This window comes from Mesorhizobium sp. WSM4850 (genome assembly GCF_055811735.1).
In genome coordinates this window covers 344,103-358,698 of the sequence record NZ_JBVVPV010000001.1, presented here as the reverse complement: position 1 = coordinate 358,698, position 14,596 = coordinate 344,103, and the positions used below count along the sequence as shown (strand labels likewise).

The 14,596-nt window shown below is 64.1% G+C and carries 14 protein-coding genes and 2 pseudogenes; 5 read left to right on the top strand and 11 right to left on the bottom strand.

Features of this window, described 5'->3' with window-relative positions; translation table 11 throughout:
* Nucleotides 1-144 precede the first annotated feature (144 nt).
* The 3 genes from AC0L2Z_RS01680 to AC0L2Z_RS01670 form a co-directional block, all read right to left on the bottom strand.
* On the bottom strand, nt 145-600 hold the full coding sequence (locus tag AC0L2Z_RS01680) for a hypothetical protein (protein ID WP_287225971.1): 456 nt from the start codon (nt 598-600) through the stop codon (nt 145-147).
* A gap of 562 nt (nt 601-1,162) precedes the next feature.
* Entirely contained in the window at nt 1,163-2,083 is a 921-nt protein-coding gene (locus AC0L2Z_RS01675) for a DnaJ C-terminal domain-containing protein (protein WP_287172062.1), read from the bottom strand.
* A 99-nt stretch (nt 2,084-2,182) separates the two neighbouring features.
* Nucleotides 2,183-2,659, bottom strand: a complete 477-nt coding sequence (locus tag AC0L2Z_RS01670; protein WP_128167688.1) for an RT0821/Lpp0805 family surface protein — start codon at nt 2,657-2,659, stop codon at nt 2,183-2,185.
* Between the two features lie 41 nt (nt 2,660-2,700).
* Between AC0L2Z_RS01670 and pdxH the strand changes: the two genes are divergently transcribed.
* Together pdxH and AC0L2Z_RS01660 are read left to right on the top strand one after the other, a co-directional pair.
* The gene (gene pdxH / locus AC0L2Z_RS01665) at nt 2,701-3,318 is read left to right on the top strand and encodes a pyridoxamine 5'-phosphate oxidase (RefSeq protein ID WP_419696235.1); all 618 of its coding nucleotides are present in this window, start codon (nt 2,701-2,703) and stop codon (nt 3,316-3,318) included.
* Nucleotides 3,319-3,421: 103 nt separating this feature from the next.
* A pseudogene (locus tag AC0L2Z_RS01660) lies at nt 3,422-3,660 on the top strand (CopG family ribbon-helix-helix protein).
* Nucleotides 3,661-3,695: 35 nt separating this feature from the next.
* Here AC0L2Z_RS01660 and AC0L2Z_RS01655 read toward each other — a convergent pair.
* The 4 genes and pseudogenes from AC0L2Z_RS01655 to AC0L2Z_RS01640 form a co-directional block, all read right to left on the bottom strand.
* Nucleotides 3,696-3,988, bottom strand: a pseudogene (locus AC0L2Z_RS01655) (type II toxin-antitoxin system RelE/ParE family toxin).
* Nucleotides 3,985-4,293: a type II toxin-antitoxin system RelB/DinJ family antitoxin gene (locus AC0L2Z_RS01650; RefSeq protein ID WP_128167692.1), complete on the bottom strand. Its 309-nt coding sequence runs from the start codon at nt 4,291-4,293 to the stop codon at nt 3,985-3,987. Before AC0L2Z_RS01650 ends, AC0L2Z_RS01655 begins: the two are co-directional and overlap by 4 nt.
* Before the next feature lie 69 nt (nt 4,294-4,362).
* Complete coding sequence (locus AC0L2Z_RS01645) at nt 4,363-5,115, bottom strand: crotonase/enoyl-CoA hydratase family protein (protein ID WP_287225976.1); 753 nt, start codon at nt 5,113-5,115, stop codon at nt 4,363-4,365.
* Nucleotides 5,116-5,167: 52 nt separating this feature from the next.
* Nucleotides 5,168-6,937, bottom strand: a complete 1,770-nt coding sequence (locus AC0L2Z_RS01640; protein WP_473626399.1) for an acyl-CoA dehydrogenase — start codon at nt 6,935-6,937, stop codon at nt 5,168-5,170.
* Between the two features lie 206 nt (nt 6,938-7,143).
* Between AC0L2Z_RS01640 and AC0L2Z_RS01635 the strand changes: the two genes are divergently transcribed.
* Nucleotides 7,144-7,374, top strand: a complete 231-nt coding sequence (locus AC0L2Z_RS01635; protein ID WP_473626398.1) for a hypothetical protein — start codon at nt 7,144-7,146, stop codon at nt 7,372-7,374.
* 175 nt (nt 7,375-7,549) lie between these two features.
* Nucleotides 7,550-8,647 (top strand): glycoside hydrolase family 25 protein, encoded by a 1,098-nt coding sequence (locus AC0L2Z_RS01630; protein ID WP_473474955.1) that lies wholly within the window; start codon nt 7,550-7,552, stop codon nt 8,645-8,647.
* Nucleotides 8,648-8,671: 24 nt separating this feature from the next.
* Here the strand turns inward: AC0L2Z_RS01630 and purD are convergent, their stop codons facing one another.
* Nucleotides 8,672-9,949, bottom strand: a complete 1,278-nt coding sequence (gene purD / locus AC0L2Z_RS01625) for a phosphoribosylamine--glycine ligase (protein WP_287225983.1) — start codon at nt 9,947-9,949, stop codon at nt 8,672-8,674.
* A gap of 162 nt (nt 9,950-10,111) precedes the next feature.
* On the opposite strand from purD, the gene ubiA reads away from it, so the two are divergent.
* Nucleotides 10,112-11,095: a 4-hydroxybenzoate octaprenyltransferase gene (ubiA, locus tag AC0L2Z_RS01620; RefSeq protein ID WP_287226443.1), complete on the top strand. Its 984-nt coding sequence runs from the start codon at nt 10,112-10,114 to the stop codon at nt 11,093-11,095.
* Nucleotides 11,096-11,269: 174 nt separating this feature from the next.
* Here ubiA and AC0L2Z_RS01615 read toward each other — a convergent pair whose 3' ends face one another.
* From AC0L2Z_RS01615 to AC0L2Z_RS01605, 3 genes are all read right to left on the bottom strand, one after another.
* Nucleotides 11,270-11,839 carry a DUF6101 family protein gene (locus AC0L2Z_RS01615; RefSeq protein WP_287225984.1) on the bottom strand — a complete coding sequence of 190 codons (570 nt, stop codon included), beginning with the start codon at nt 11,837-11,839 and terminating at the stop codon, nt 11,270-11,272.
* A gap of 184 nt (nt 11,840-12,023) precedes the next feature.
* Nucleotides 12,024-13,454: an FAD-binding oxidoreductase gene (locus AC0L2Z_RS01610; RefSeq protein ID WP_473626396.1), complete on the bottom strand. Its 1,431-nt coding sequence runs from the start codon at nt 13,452-13,454 to the stop codon at nt 12,024-12,026.
* 10 nt (nt 13,455-13,464) lie between these two features.
* Entirely contained in the window at nt 13,465-14,436 is a 972-nt protein-coding gene (locus AC0L2Z_RS01605) for an L-threonylcarbamoyladenylate synthase (protein ID WP_473626395.1), read from the bottom strand.
* Nucleotides 14,437-14,596 lie beyond the last annotated feature (160 nt).

Genomic DNA, 14,596 nt, shown 5'->3' with positions numbered 1-14,596 from the left:
CCTGGTGTCCTGAACGACGCCAGAACCTGCGCGTTGGAACGGGCGGAAACGACCGCATTGGCTCCTCCAGGGTTGGTCCCCGGGAGGTAACGGCTCGGAGCCAAACTTATTCCTTCTGTTCGCGCGGCCGTTTCAGCAATTCGGTTATGTCCGCTTCGAGAACGGCAGGCTCGGATCCAATGCCTGAAGATCCGCATAACGCCCCAGCCCGCGATAGAGGATGAACGCACCGCAACAGGCGACGGCAATCGACAGCATCTCGCCGCTGTCTTCCGCGTAGCCAACGAGCTTCGAGCCAGTCAGGAAGTGCAGCATGTCCACCGCCACGGCAAAGCCCACAAGACACGCGAACAGCAGCAAAAACACCGATCCGAGGGCTTGTTGCCTCGGTCTGCTTTGCCAGAATGACCACAGCAGCGGCGCCAGCAGGCCGAGCGCGACCACCGACCAGGTGATGATTTCCCCGGTGTCGCGAGCCCGCATGCCCGGCAGCGAGACGAGGTCGAATGTCGCTGCCAGCAGCAGGCCGCCCCGCTCATGGAAACGGGCGGCGTCGTCGAGCGTGACAAAACCGAAAATCAGCGACCAGGCAAGAAACATATGCTCCCTGGTTCGAAGCCAGATGCCGAACAGAAACAGGGCGCAAAGCGCGGCCTGCCCGTAGTTGAACATCTCGGGCAGCGATCCATCCCTGCTGATGTTAAGACGCGCAGGCAGGTCGTAGCGTGAAATTCCGGCTGATCGAAGCGCCTCGATCGCGAATGGAACGGTGATGACGAAGATATTCAGGCATATTAGTATCAGCGCGAAAACCCTGCTGAGCCTGTCGTTTCGATACATAGCCCGGATTTCTCCGAACGCACTTTCCAAACTCGATAACGCATGACCCAGCAAATCCGACGCGCTCCTTCGTTGCTATTTGTTTGACGGGCAATTTCGCTAGTCGACCAACGGGTTGGAAACGGGGCGGCCGCGGGTTTATTCCGCCCACGCATAAGAAAACGCTCCGGCGACAAGCGACTCACCTGCCTGGCGCGAGCCGGACATGTTCCGGGAGGCCATCGAGCGATGTCGCGGAATGTGGCTGAGCCCTGCAGTCGGTCAAAACGGACAGGTGAGAGACAGGAGCGTTTGCGGCGTAGCGCGGCTTTGACGCGCCAGGCTAGCGTTTGCGGTTGCGCATCAACGCTTCGAGATCGCTGTCGCCACCCTCAGGCAGCATCAGCCGCACATGCGCGTAGAGATCACCGTGACCGCCGACTTTTTCCGGCAGGCCCCTGCCCTTCAGCCGCAGGACCTTGTCCGAGCTCGACCAGGCGGGAATATTGACTGCAACCTTGCCTGTCGGCGTTTCGACCGCCACCTTGGCACCCAGCACGGCATCCGCCAGCGCAACCGGCAGGTCGGCGTGAAGGTCGCGGCCTTCGACACGGTAGCGCGGATGCCGCCGGAAGCGGATCTTGACCAGCGCATCGCCCGGTTGCCCCGGCCCTTGCTCGCCCTGGCCTTTCAGCCGGATGGTCTGGCCGTCCTCGACATAGGCTGGCAGCTTGACGGCGACCTTGCGCCCGTCGGGGAACATCGCCGTTACCTTCTCGGCAGTCGCCGCTTCTTCGATGGTAATGTCGAGCGTCACGTTCAGGTCGGCGCCGGACGGCGCCTGCGGGCCGGCGCCCATGCCGGCGCCGCGAGAGAAGGTCTCGCCGAAAATCTGGCTGAAAATGTCGCTGCTGCCGTCGAACGGATCGCCGCTCGGTCGGCCTGAGCGAAACTCGAAACGCGAGCCGCCCGGCCCTTGCTGCCGGCGAAAACCGGCGAACGGATCGGCGCTGCCGGCGGCGCCCTCGAAGCCTTGAAAGCGCGGCTTGCCCTCGGCATCGATCTCGCCGCGATCGAAAGCCGCCCGGTTCTTCTCGTCGCCAACGATCTCGTAAGCCTGGTTGGCGGCGGCAAACCGCTCCTTCGCCTTGGGATCCGGATTCTGGTCCGGATGATACTCCTTGGCGAGTTTGCGGTACGCCGATTTTATATCCTTGGCCGATGCGTTCTTGGCAACGCCCAGCACCTCATAGGGGTCGCGCATGCTTCCTGCCCTGGAGAAGGAGTGAGTCCATGATTGCCATCTATATGCGCTCGCATAGGAAGAAATTCCAGTAGCTTACGGTCATATGATGGCGGAAAATCAGAGCGCCTTGAAGTCCTGCATCTGCCAGGCGCCGGCGCCGGCCAGGCACACCTCGCCCTTGAACAGGGCGACGCCGTCGAAGCTTTCGCGTGAGGCGGTGAAGCGGCGGCAAAGCTGGCCGTTGTCCCTGGACTCCGCCAGTTCGGTGATCGAGCCGCGCGAACCGGTATCGGAATTCGCCCAGGGAACGGCCTGACCGGCAAGTTCCTGGATATCGGCTGAAGACACCGCGTTGCGGATCGTCGCCTGGTCCGAGGCGCGATCCTGGTCGATCGGCATGGCAGAGGCAGGCGTGCTGCTGGTGAGGATCGTACGGTCGACCTCCGCCTGCTCCAAACTGAAGCCGCCAGCACCGCAAGCGGCAAGCGGCAAGGCGACCAGCACGATCGCGGCGGCCTTGACCGCAATTTGCGCGCTGGCGGAAGCAATAAGGCGCCATTGCCTGCTGTCAAAAAGTTGCGCGATGCGCGACAATCGGCAATCTCCCCCGGCCGGCAATAAAATTTGGAAAAACTATGAGCGAAACTGAGTTAACAAGCGGTGACTTTGCCGAGGCTGCGGAGCCATTCCGCCTGTTTGCCGCATGGCTTGACGACGCGACGAAGAGTGAGATCAACGATCCCAACGGCGTGGCGCTGGCGACCGTCGATGCCGAGGGCATGCCGAATGTGCGGATGGTACTGCTCAAGGGGTTCGATGAAAGCGGATTTGTGTTCTACACGAATTTCGAGAGCGCCAAAGGCCGCGAGATTCTTGGCAGCATGAAGGCGGCGATGTGCTTTCACTGGAAATCGCTGCGCCGGCAGGTGCGTGCACGGGGGCCGGTGGAGATCGTTACCGAGGCGGAAGCGGACGCGTATTACGCGACACGTCCGCGCGGCAGCCGCATCGGGGCATGGGCGTCGAAACAGTCGCGGCCGCTGGAGAGCCGCTTCGCACTGGAAAAGGCCGTTGCCGAATACACGGCGCGCCATGCGATCGGCGAGATCCCACGGCCGAAACACTGGTCAGGCTTCCGCATCGTGCCGCAGACGATCGAGTTCTGGCACGACCGGCCTTTCCGGCTGCACGACCGTATTGTCTTCTCGCGCAGCGCTGAGGGCGGCTGGGACAAGACAAGGCTTTATCCCTGAGCGGCTGGCCCTTAAGCAGCTTCACCAAGGAGCCTAGGGCAATCTTGCCGAACCACCTTGGTTTACCAATAGTCATAGTGAACCAACATGAAAGGTTCTTTCTATGACGGCTTTTACCGTGCGTGTCCCGGACGAAACCGCAAGAGGCTTGACCAGCTTGCCGAAAAGCTCGACCGCTCGCGCTCCTATGTGGCCGCGCAGGCTATCGAGGACTTCGTGGCCCGTGAGGAATGGCAACTCGCCGAGATAGAAGCCGGATTGGCCGACGTCGGGCGCGGCGACTTTGCCAGTGACCGTGATGTAGCCGCTGTTGTCGGAAAATACGTCAAGTCGCGGAAATGATCGTCCGCTGGCGCGTTCCTGATCTTCAAGGGAGACTACTCCGTCGCTATTTCGTCCGGCCACATCTGGGCGCCATGCAGGATGCGGAGGATGCGAACCGGTCGGCCACTACGGCATAAGCGGCGATGTAGGGCGTGCGCGCGACGACAAGTTCGCGCGTGCCGGCGATCCGGCCGGGTCGCCCGCTTTCCGGAAAGTCGATGAGACGGTGAGTCGCAAAAACGATCTGCTGGTCGACGTGAACGGCGGCTCTGGGGTTTTCGGCTTCGATATACGTGAAGATGTCGTCGCGATCGGAGAGCGCAAACCGCGCCCAGACCAGCCTCAAGACTCACCTGCCTCCGCCTTGCGAAGCGCTGCCGCCCGCCGTCCAGCAAAATGGGTTTCGGCGTCGGCGTCTTCAACGTCCGGCCGGGTATCCTCGATCGCCTGCAGAACTTTCGCCCGGAACCAGGCATCGTGGGCGTCACTGTTGCTGACGAGTTCGAGCGGCAAGGCGCCCTCATTCGCGGTGCGCGTCAACAAGATGCGGACGGCATCGGAAACCGTGAGCCCCATGTTTTCCAGAACCGCCGTGGCGCGTTCCTTCACCTCAGCGTCAATTCGGGTCTGGACCAGTGCGTTCGACGGCATGGCAATCTCCTTCGCCAGCAGACAATGTAATGCATGTGCATGACATATGCTAGACTCTAGGAGCGCCAGCTAGCCCTTCTTCCTGGTCATGAAGGCCATCAAGGCGGCGCGAGCCTCGTCGGATGTGAGCCGCGCCCGAAAATGCTCACTTTCCTGGCCGATGCGGGCAACGAGGTCTTCACGCGAACCGCGCATCAGGTCACGCGCGATCTTCAGCGCTTGCGGCGGCTTGGCCGCGATCTGCCCGGCAGCGGCAAGCACGGCGGATTCGAGCTCGTTCTCCTCGACCACCGCGTAGATCAGCCCGGCCGCTTTCGCCCGCTCGGCCGAAAAGCCTTCGCCGAGGCCAAGCAGCGCGAAGGCGCCTTGCCGGCCGAGAATCTGCGGCGCAAGCAGGCTCGACCCCGCCTCCGGGACCAGGCCGAGATCGACGAACGGCGTGCGGAATAGTGTGCGCGGCGTGGCGAAGGTCAGGTCGCAATGCAGGTTGAGCGTTGTGCCGATGCCGACCGCAATGCCGTCGACGCCGGAGATCATCGGTTTTTCCGCCCTGGCCAGCGCCATCAGGAAATCCCAGACTTCGGCGCCGCCGTCGCCGCCGGTGGCGACGACCATGAAATCGGCAAGGTCGTTGCCGGATGAGAAGGCGCCTGGAACACCGAGGAAGACATGGACGCGGATCGCCGGATCGGCGTCGCCCTCGGCAAGGGCTTTGGACATTTTCGCATACATGGCCCGTGTCAAGGCGTTCTTCTTGTCCGGACGGTTGATGCGGATGATCTGGATGGCGCCCTGGCGCTCGACGAGGATATGGTCTGTCACGGATGATCCTTTGTGAGACGCCGGGCTTTGTGAAACGTCAACCTGGTGGCTGTCAGGCAGAAATCAGTGTCTGGCCGGCAGCGGCAAGGCTGTCGGCGCCGCCAACGACGCGCTCCTTCAGCGCGCCCACCTCGCCAAGCTGGTTTTCGGCGAAGAAGCGGCAAAGGGCGATGCGGCTTTGGTCGGCAAGCGCGCCGCGCGCCAGATAGGCGCCGCCCGCCGCCAGCGAGATCAGCCGCAGATACGGCGTCGCGCCGGCCAGCGCCGCGTCCGAGCGGCCGTCTGCGAGCAGCCCTTGCAGGAAGCGCGTCGCCTGGCTGAGATCGTCGAGCGCCTGGTCGAGGCCATCGGCGGTGCGGCCAAAACCTTGAAGGTTCGAGGTCCGCGCTTGATTGGCGACGGCTTTCAGCTCGGCGATGTAGCCATGCACATGCTCGCCGCCGCCAAGCGGCAGCTTGCGCGCCACCAGGTCTATCGCCTGGATGCCGTTGGTGCCTTCGTAGATCGGCGCGATGCGCGCGTCGCGATAAAGTGCTGCCGCACCGGTCTCCTCGATGTATCCCATGCCGCCATGAACCTGCAGCCCGAGCGAGGCGACCTCGACGCCTACATCGGTGGAAAAGGCCTTGGCCAGCGGCGTCAGCAGATTGGCGCGCTCCTGCCAATGGATGGCTTCATCGCCGACGGATACGCGCGCGTGGTCAATGGCGTGCGCGCAGCAATAGCTGATGGCGCGCGCAATCTGGGTCAGCGCCTTCATGGTCAGAAGATTGCGCTGCACGTCGGGGTGATGGACGATCGGCGCCATGCCGCTGCCATCATAGCTCGCGGCTTTGCCTTGCCGGCGTCCATTGGCGTAGGCGAGCGCCTTCTGCGTGGCCGTTTCGGCGACCGCAACACCCTGCATCCCGACGGCGAGCCGCGCATTGTTCATCATGGTGAACATGCAGGCGAGGCCCTTGTTTTCCTCGCCAATCAGCCAGCCGATCGCGCCGGGGGCGGTCCCTTCGAAACCGTCGCCATAGATCATGGTGCAGGTCGGCGAGGCGTGGATGCCCAATTTGTGCTCCAGCCCGGAGCAAAAGACGTCGTTGCGTGCGCCGAGCGCGCCATCGTCGCCGACAAGGAATTTCGGCACCAGGAACAGCGAAAGGCCGCGCGTGCCGGCCGGCGCGTCCGGCAGCCGCGCCAGCACCAGGTGGATGATGTTGTCGGTAAGATCGTGCTCGCCATAGGTGATGAAAATCTTCTGGCCGAAGATGCGGTAGGTGCCGTCGCCGGCCGGCTCGGCGCGGGCGCGCAAGGCATTCAGATCCGAACCCGCCTGCGGCTCGGTCAGGTTCATCGTGCCCGTCCATTCGCCCGAGACGAGCTTTTCCAGGTATTTGGCCTTCAGCGCCGGTGAAGCATGCTTGTCGAGCGCTTCGACCGCGCCCATGGTCAGCGTCGGGCCGATACCGAAGGCCATGGCGGCGGAGTTCCACATTTCGAGCGCGGCGACGCCCAGCATGGTCGGCAGCGCCTGGCCGCCGAATTCCTCCGGCGCGGACAGCGCGTTCCAGCCGCCGTCGATCCAGCGGCGATAAAGTTCCTTCCAGCCGAGCGGCATGGTGACGGCCGCGCCGCTCAGCACCGCGCCTTGTTCATCGCCGATCTTGTAGAGCGGCGCGACCTCTTCGCCGGCAAAGCGGCCGGCTTCCGCCAGAATGGCGTCGACGAGGTCTTCGCCAAGGTCGCCAAAGGTGCCGGCGTCAAGCGCCGGCTTCAGGCCGGCCACATGCTTCAGCGTGAAGGCGATTTCCTCGACTGGTGCCCGGTACATGCCGCTCCTCCTCCGTCCTGCAGGGAAACTTGATATCCGTGCCGACACAAAACCATTCGCTTTTGGGTCGCCTCTCCCGCCTTCTTTTTACGTAAACGTCAAATTTTGTCACGCAGATTTTGCAATTGGAACTGTTCACGCTAAAATCGGCAAAAAGCCGGACAAGTCGACCGGCGACAGCTCAAGAATACCGGATCGGACCGCCCGTGCTCGCCAGACCTGACGCTTATCTCTGCATCGAGTGCGGCCTGCCCTATCGAGCGGCAGGTTTTTGGCACCATCGGGGCAAGATCGAGGACGGCGCCGCCTATTGGTCGGATCGCGGCATCCTGTGTTCGCCGCAATGCTCGCTGGCCCATCACCGCAAGCGCCAGGCTGAGGGGACGCTGCCGCAAGCGCCGGCGCCCGACCCGTTCCACCCGCTCGCCCTCCGTTGATGACCAGCAAAGCCATCCCCGGCACAATTGCGGCGGTCGCCGCGGGCCGCCGAAAGTATTTCCTTAACCATGGCGGTTCAGGATCAGGCTTTGGCCAGCAAGGATCTGCTGTTTGAAGCCGCCGGCGCACCCTCTTCGCCGCCCAGGACTCCTCGCCGTCGCGACCGCGACGGCAATGGCGTTGGCGCCGGCACAAGCCTCGGACTTCTCCGCGCCCTGGAAGAAGACCGACCGGGCGCTGGTGATCGACGCCTACGAATACAATCCCATCGATTGGACCGAGCTTGCCACCGACAAGCGCATCGTCGGCTTCATCAACAAGGCGTCCGACGGGATGCCGCCAGCGTATTTCTGTTTCGGCGACGAGACCGCGACGCGGCTCTGCAAGGCGCTGTGGAAGCGCCATGCGGTAGCACAGGAACTGTTCCAGACGCGCAAGGTGGTGGCCAAGGCGCTCGGCCTGAAATGGGGCGCTTATCACCTCGCCCGACCCGGCAACCCAGTGGGACAGGCCAATAATTTCATCAATTTCGCGAAACCTGGTCCGGACGACCTGCTCGCCCTCGACATCGAGGATGACGACCCGACGAAATGGATGTCGCTCGAGGATGCAGAGGAGTTCGTGCGCCATGTGCATCGGCGGATTGGCCGTTTTCCAGTGCTCTATACCAACGGCAAAACCGCCAAGCACATCGCCGACAACAAGTACAAATATCGGCTGCTGTCGCGGCTGCCGCTCTGGTATGCGCGCTACAAGCCCGATATCGGCGTGCATTTTCCGATGGGCAACTGGCAAGGCTACGCACTCTGGCAGTTTTCGGCAAAAGCCAATTGCGGCCGGTTCCGCTGCCCCTATCGGGTGGCTGGCACGCCGAACGACATCGACGTCAATGTCGCACCGATGGATGCCGCCGCGTTGCGCGCGCAATGGCCGTTCGGCGGCCTGATCGACGCGCAGCCGGATTACCTCGCCTCGATACCGCTGCCTCTCTCGCGGGCGGCCGGCCTTGCCGGCAATGTCACCCTTACCTATGCGACCGTGTCGCCACCGCCGAGCTTCACCGAAATGGTCGCCATGTTCGGCGCGGGCTGGTCCAAGTTCCGCGGCAGCTTGCAAATGCCTGCCGTAGGGACAGCGCTGCGTCTTCCGCGCCGGATCGCCGACTATCTGGGGTGGCTGCGAAAGGAAAAGCCCTCCGCATCGGCCGCTGAAGCCGCACCTACCGATCCGGTCAGCACTGCGTCGACCGAGTTGGATCGCCGCCCCCGCTAATCTTGCCCCCGCTAATCTTGTACGTCAGCGCGCCTGCTCGCGGGCAACGGCCTGCCAGCCGATGTCGCGGCGGCAAAAACCTTGCGGCCAATCGATCCGGTCGACCGCGGCGTAGGCTCGTCGCTGCGCCTCGCCGACCGTGCCGCCGGTCGCCGTGACACCGAGCACACGGCCGCCATTGGCGACCAGCGCGCCGCTGTCGATGGCGGTGCCGGCATGAAAGATTTCGACGCCATCGTCCGCGGCCTGTTCGACGCCTTGGATGACCGAGCCCTTTTCCGGCGTGCCGGGGTAACCCCTTGCCGCCATCACCACGGTGAGCGCCGCCTCGTTGCGCCAGCGCACCGAGGTATGTGCAAGCTGGCCGTCGGCGGCAGCGTTGAGCAGGACCAGCAGATCGTCCTTCAGCCGCATCATCAGCACCTGGCATTCCGGGTCGCCGAAGCGGGTGTTGTATTCGATCAGCTTCGGCCCCTCGCCTGATATCATCAGCCCGGCAAACAGCACGCCGGAAAACGGCGCGCCAAGCTCGGCCATGCCGCGCATGGTCGGCTCGACGATCTCGCGCATGGTGCGGTCGATCATCTCCGGCGTCATCACCGGGGCCGGCGAATAGGCCCCCATGCCGCCGGTGTTCGGGCCGACCTCGCCGTCACCGAGGCGCTTGTGGTCCTGCGCGGTGCCGAACGGCAGCGCGGTGGCGCCGTCGCACAGGCAAAAGAAGCTCGCCTCCTCGCCGGTGAGAAACTCCTCGACCACCACCTCCGCGCCGGCCTGTCCGAAGGACCCGTCGAAACAGGCATCGAGCGCTGCCAGCGCCTCGGCCAAATTCATGGCGACGGTAACGCCCTTGCCGGCGGCGAGGCCGTCGGCCTTGATGACGATCGGCGCGCCCATCTTTTCGACATAGGCCCTGGCCGACGCCAGGTCGCCGAAACGGCCATAGGCGGCGGTCGGGATGTCGTATTTCGCGCAAAGATCCTTGGTGAAACCCTTAGAGCCTTCCAGCCGCGCCGCCGCCCTGGACGGGCCGAAGACGCGAATGTTTTCAGCGCGGAGGTCGTCGGCAATGCCGGCGACCAGCGGCCCTTCCGGCCCGACCACGACGAGGTCGACCTTCTTCTCCGTGCAGAACCGGGCCACCGCCGCATGATCGTCAATGTCGAGCGTCACCAGTTCGGCTTCGCGGCCGATGCCGGGGTTGCCGGGCGCCGCGTAAAGCTTGGTCAGCAGCGGCGAGGCCGCGATCTTCCAGGCCAAGGCATGTTCGCGGCCGCCGGAGCCGATCAACAATACGCGCATGCCCAGATCCCTTGCCATTCCACGATCAGGACTGCGCTATTGCGCCCCGTACGATGGGTCAAGACATTTGGAAGACTTTGAGCGCAATTCCACACGGGAACGGGGAATGGTTCGGCCCGCTTGACGCTTGACGCCGTTCGCCGCTGCTGCCACTTCAGCACGATGGAACCCATCCAGTCGAAAGCAGCCCAGGGCCGCGTCGCCGATGCGCCGAGCGGCCACTGGGTCTACCGCATTCTGCCACGCTGGCTTTGGCCCTATGCGCAGCTTGCCCGGTGGGACCGGCCGATCGGCTGGCAGTTGCTGCTGTGGCCGTGCTGGTGGTCGGCAGCCCTTGCCGCGAGTGCCCATCCACGCCCTGCTGATCCCCTGCTCTCGCTGCTGCCGGCGCCATGGTATCTCGTGCTGTTCCTGATCGGCGCCGTCGCCATGCGCGGCGCCGGCTGCACCTACAACGACCTGGTCGACCAGGACATCGACAACCAGGTGGAACGCACGCGCTCGCGGCCGCTGCCAGCGGGAAAGGTCATGCGCCGGCAGGCCTGGGCGTTCCTCGCGATCCAGGCACTGGTTGGACTCGCTGTGCTTCTGCAGTTCAACAGCTTTGCCGTCCTGCTCGGCATCGGTTCGCTCGCCTTCGTCGCCATCTACCCGTTCATGAAGCGATTTACCAATTGGCCGCAACTGGTTCTCGGCCTTGCCTTTTCCTGGGGTGCGCTGATGGGATGGGCGGTCGAATTCGGCAATCTCGATGGCCCGGCCGTCATGCTCTATATCGGCTCGATCCTGTGGGTGATCGGCTACGACACGATCTATGCGCATCAGGACAAGGAAGACGACGCCATCGTCGGCGTGCGCTCGACCGCACGCCTGTTCGGCGACAACACCAAGACCTGGCTCGTCGGGTTTTATGGCGGAGCGCTGGTATGCTTCGCCATCGCCTTCGCGGCGGCGCAGGCGCCAGTGCCGGCGCTGGCCGGGCTGGTCGCGGCCGGCGCCCATATGGCGCGGCAGATCACCGTGCTCGACATCGACGATCCCGACCAGTGCATGCTTCTGTTCAGGTCGAACAACCAGGTCGGCTGGCTGGTCTTCCTCGGCCTGATCGGCGGCGCGTTGTGGGTGGCGCTGAAGCCGCTGGTGTAGCGGCTTTTTTCCATCTCCCCTTGTGGGCCCGTTGTGGGAGAGGAGAAGGTGGATCGGCGCGTAGCGCCGAGACGGTTGAGGGGTGTTGGAACAAATGAGGCGTTCGCGTTTCCTGGAACACCCCTCATCCGGCCGCTTCGCGGCCACCTTCGGGGAGAAGGGAAAGCGCTCGCTCTATTCGTCGCGCGAAATAATCTCCTGGCCGCCGATCACCAGCCTGAGGCCGAGGGCGCCGGCCCTGCGGCGGGCGAGGAAGCGCGGACGACGCATGGTCGAAAGCCGACCCCTGCGACGGTCCTGCGCGGGTAATGTCTTGATGGCGACGCCAAGCGATTCCTCCAGGGTGCGGGCGATGCCGTCGGATTCGATCAGAAGCATCGGCAGACGGTAGGCATCGGCCCAGGCGCGCCAGTCGGCGGCGACATCCTCGAGATCGTCGGCCACCAGCAGCGGCACCGACAGCATCGGATCATTGTGCAGAAGCTCCAGCGTCACCGTGACATTGCCGTCCGGGTCCTCCATTGCGCGGGCTGCCACGCCACGAAACGCATTGGCGGGCAGAGCGATGAACGCCGGCAGGCCGCTCATCTCCAGCACGCGGCGAATGACGGCGCCACGACGGTCGATGGTGAAGGTAACGTCGCCATAGTCGTCGCGCGTCGCGTAGCTCACCACCTGCGGCAGGCGGAGTGGGTCGAGGCGCATATTGCGCCCAGCCCAGACTGGCTTCAGTCCAGTGTTCATATCGTGCCTTTCCTGTCTCTCCTGAGAGCCGGTCTTCCGGTTCTCCGGGCCGGTTTTTCCAGCCTCGTTGTGGGGAAACATTAGCGCGGGCTTCTTATCGCAGCGCTTAAGAAAGTCGGTTAAATTTTGCTGATCTCGAGGGGATGGTTATCGGAATGCAACCATTCACAAGACGGCGAAAGGATCAGATAACCTTACCGGGATTCATGATGCCGGCCGGGTCGAAGGCCGTCTTCACCCTGCGCATCAGTTCGATCGCCATCGGCGGCGCTGTCGCGATCAATTCAGCCCGCTTCAGCTGGCCAATGCCGTGCTCGGCCGAGATCGAGCCGTGAAGGCTGCGCACCACATCGTGCACGGCCTTGTTCATGGCGTGATAGAGCCCGAGAAATGCTTCGTCATCGCCGCCGATCGGCCGGGAGATGTTGTAGTGGAGATTGCCGTCGCCCATGTGGCCGAAACACACCTCGCGCGCACCGGGGCTGACTGATTGAACGGCGCCGGCCGCCTCTTCGATGAATTGCGGGATGGCCGCCACCGGCACAGAGATGTCGTGCTTGATCGAGGCGCCTTCGGGCTTCTGCGCCTCGGGCAGCAGCTCGCGGAAATTCCAGAAGGCATCGCCCTGCGCGATGCTCGCCGCAATCACCGCATCGCCGACGATCTCCTGCTCGAGGCCGGCTGAGAGCACCTCTTCGATCAGGGCCCTGGCATCCTCCGCCGAGCGACCCGAAGAGATCTGCATCAGCACATACCATAGCCAATCGCCGGACAGCGGCCGCACGACGCCTGGCGCGTGCAGAAGCGTAAAATCGTAAGGCCTCTGGCCGATCAGCTCGAAAGCAGTGAGTGCCGCACCGGCGCGATCCATCGCCAGGCTGAACAGGGACAGTGCCGCCTCAGGTGACGACAGGCCGGCAAAGGCCACCTCGCGCCCCTTGGGCTTGGGGAAAAGCTTGAGCACGGCGGCGGTGATGACGCCGAGCGTGCCTTCCGCACCGATGAACAGGTTTTTTAGATCGTAACCGGTGTTGTCCTTCTTCAGCTTGCGCAGATCGTCGAACACCTCGCCGGTCGGCAGCACCACCTCGACGCCGAGGCACAGCTCACGCGCATTGCCATAGGCGAGAACGCCGGTGCCGCCGGCATTGGAAGAGAGATTGCCGCCGATCTGGCAGGAGCCTTGCGCGGCAAGCGACAGCGGAAACAGCCGGTCGGCGGCATCGGCCGCTTCCTGCAGCGTCTGCAGGATGACTCCGGCCTCGACGGTGACCGTGTTGGACAGGACGTCGATCTCGCGGATGCGGTTCAGCCGCGACAGCGACAGCACGATCTCGCGGCCGGACATATCCGGCACCTGCGCGCCGACCAGCCCGGTGTTGCCGCTTTGCGGCACGACCGGCGTTCCCGTCTCGGTCGCCAGCTGCATGATGCGGCTGACCTCGTCGACGCTGCCGGGCCTCAGCACCAGCGCCGTCCGGCCATGCCACAGGCCGCGCCTCTCCGTGAGGTAAGGCGCGATATCCTGCTGGTGGCGAAGCGCATATTTATCGCCGACGATTGCCGCAAAGCGGTCGATGAGGGCGGGGTCGATATCCCGGGAGATGTCGTTCATGGATGGGAAACTATGGTGCTCCATCGATCTTGTCACGAGGGGCGGCGGCGCGCGAAAGCCGGTCGTTGATCGCCTCGCCCAGCCCGTCGGAGGGGATCGGCTCGACGGCGATTGTCTTGGCGCCGCTGCGATCGAGATCCTGCATATGGGCAAAGAGGTTGGCCGCGGCCTCGCGCAGGTCGCCGGTCTCTGACAGGTTGCGCAAGGCGGCTGCGCCTTGCCAGCCTTCGGCGCGGCGCGGGCCGAACGCCAGCAAGGCTTCGCCCTTTGCGACTTTTGCGGCGTTGATCCGCACTGCAGCACCCGGCGCGTAATGCGAGGCGAGCATGCCCGGCGCCTCGATGCCCGCCGCGCCGCGCAGCAGCTTCATGCCGGCGGTCGCTTCGATCTCTTCGGCGGCAATGCCGCCCGGCCGCAGCAGCCGCAGCTTTCCGCCCTCTATCTTCACGATTGTCGATTCGACCCCGACCGACGTCGCGCCGCCATCGACCACCAGCTTGATTTTTGGACCGAGATCGGCGGCCACGGCCTCGGCCGTCGTTGGGCTGATCCTGCCTGAGGAATTGGCGCTGGGCGCTGCAAGCGGGCGTCCGAGCCTGGCGATCAGTTGGCCGCCAAAGCCTTTCGGCATGCGCAGCGCGACCGTATCGAGCCCGGCGGTGACCAGCGGATGAATGCCGTTGCCGGGCCGCTGCGGCAGCACCAGCGTCAGCGGTCCCGGCCAGAATGTCTGCGCCAGCCTTTTCGACACGGGATCGAACAGCGCGATGCGATCGGCCATCGCCAGATCGGCGACATGAGCTATCAACGGATTGAAGCGCGGCCGGCCCTTGACCTCGAAGATGCGCGCCACGCCAACACCATAGGTGGCATCGGCGGCCAGCCCGTAGACGGTTTCGGTCGGAATGGCGACGACATCGCCGCCTTCGAGCAGCGCCAGCGCCCGCTCCATCGCCTCGCCGGCGGCAAGTATCTCAGCCACTCTCATCACCTTACAGAAGCGGGACCTTACGGATGTCGGTGCGTAATACGGTGACGTTCACGGGGCAAGTCCGGGCGGAAGCGAATTGCCAATAGCTAAAATGCCAGCTTTCCTGGCAAGCCCGCTTCAATTCCCGGACGCTATGGTGCCGGCTTGTTGG

What these genes read in the sequence shown, in the direction of transcription:
- pdxH (WP_419696235.1), top strand. Translation starts at nt 2,701, where the DNA reads ATGAGCGAAACTGAGTTAACAAGCGGTGACTTTGCCGAGGCTGCGGAG.
- AC0L2Z_RS01610 (WP_473626396.1), bottom strand. Translation starts at nt 13,454, where the DNA reads ATGAACGACATCTCCCGGGATATCGACCCCGCCCTCATCGACCGCTTT.
- AC0L2Z_RS01675 (WP_287172062.1), bottom strand. Translation starts at nt 2,083, where the DNA reads ATGCGCGACCCCTATGAGGTGCTGGGCGTTGCCAAGAACGCATCGGCC.
- AC0L2Z_RS01650 (WP_128167692.1), bottom strand. Translation starts at nt 4,293, where the DNA reads ATGCCGTCGAACGCACTGGTCCAGACCCGAATTGACGCTGAGGTGAAG.
- AC0L2Z_RS01640 (WP_473626399.1), bottom strand. Translation starts at nt 6,937, where the DNA reads ATGTACCGGGCACCAGTCGAGGAAATCGCCTTCACGCTGAAGCATGTG.
- AC0L2Z_RS01615 (WP_287225984.1), bottom strand. Translation starts at nt 11,839, where the DNA reads ATGAACACTGGACTGAAGCCAGTCTGGGCTGGGCGCAATATGCGCCTC.
- ubiA (WP_287226443.1), top strand. Translation starts at nt 10,112, where the DNA reads ATGGAACCCATCCAGTCGAAAGCAGCCCAGGGCCGCGTCGCCGATGCG.
- purD (WP_287225983.1), bottom strand. Translation starts at nt 9,949, where the DNA reads ATGCGCGTATTGTTGATCGGCTCCGGCGGCCGCGAACATGCCTTGGCC.
- AC0L2Z_RS01630 (WP_473474955.1), top strand. Translation starts at nt 7,550, where the DNA reads ATGGCGTTGGCGCCGGCACAAGCCTCGGACTTCTCCGCGCCCTGGAAG.
- AC0L2Z_RS01680 (WP_287225971.1), bottom strand. Translation starts at nt 600, where the DNA reads ATGTTTCTTGCCTGGTCGCTGATTTTCGGTTTTGTCACGCTCGACGAC.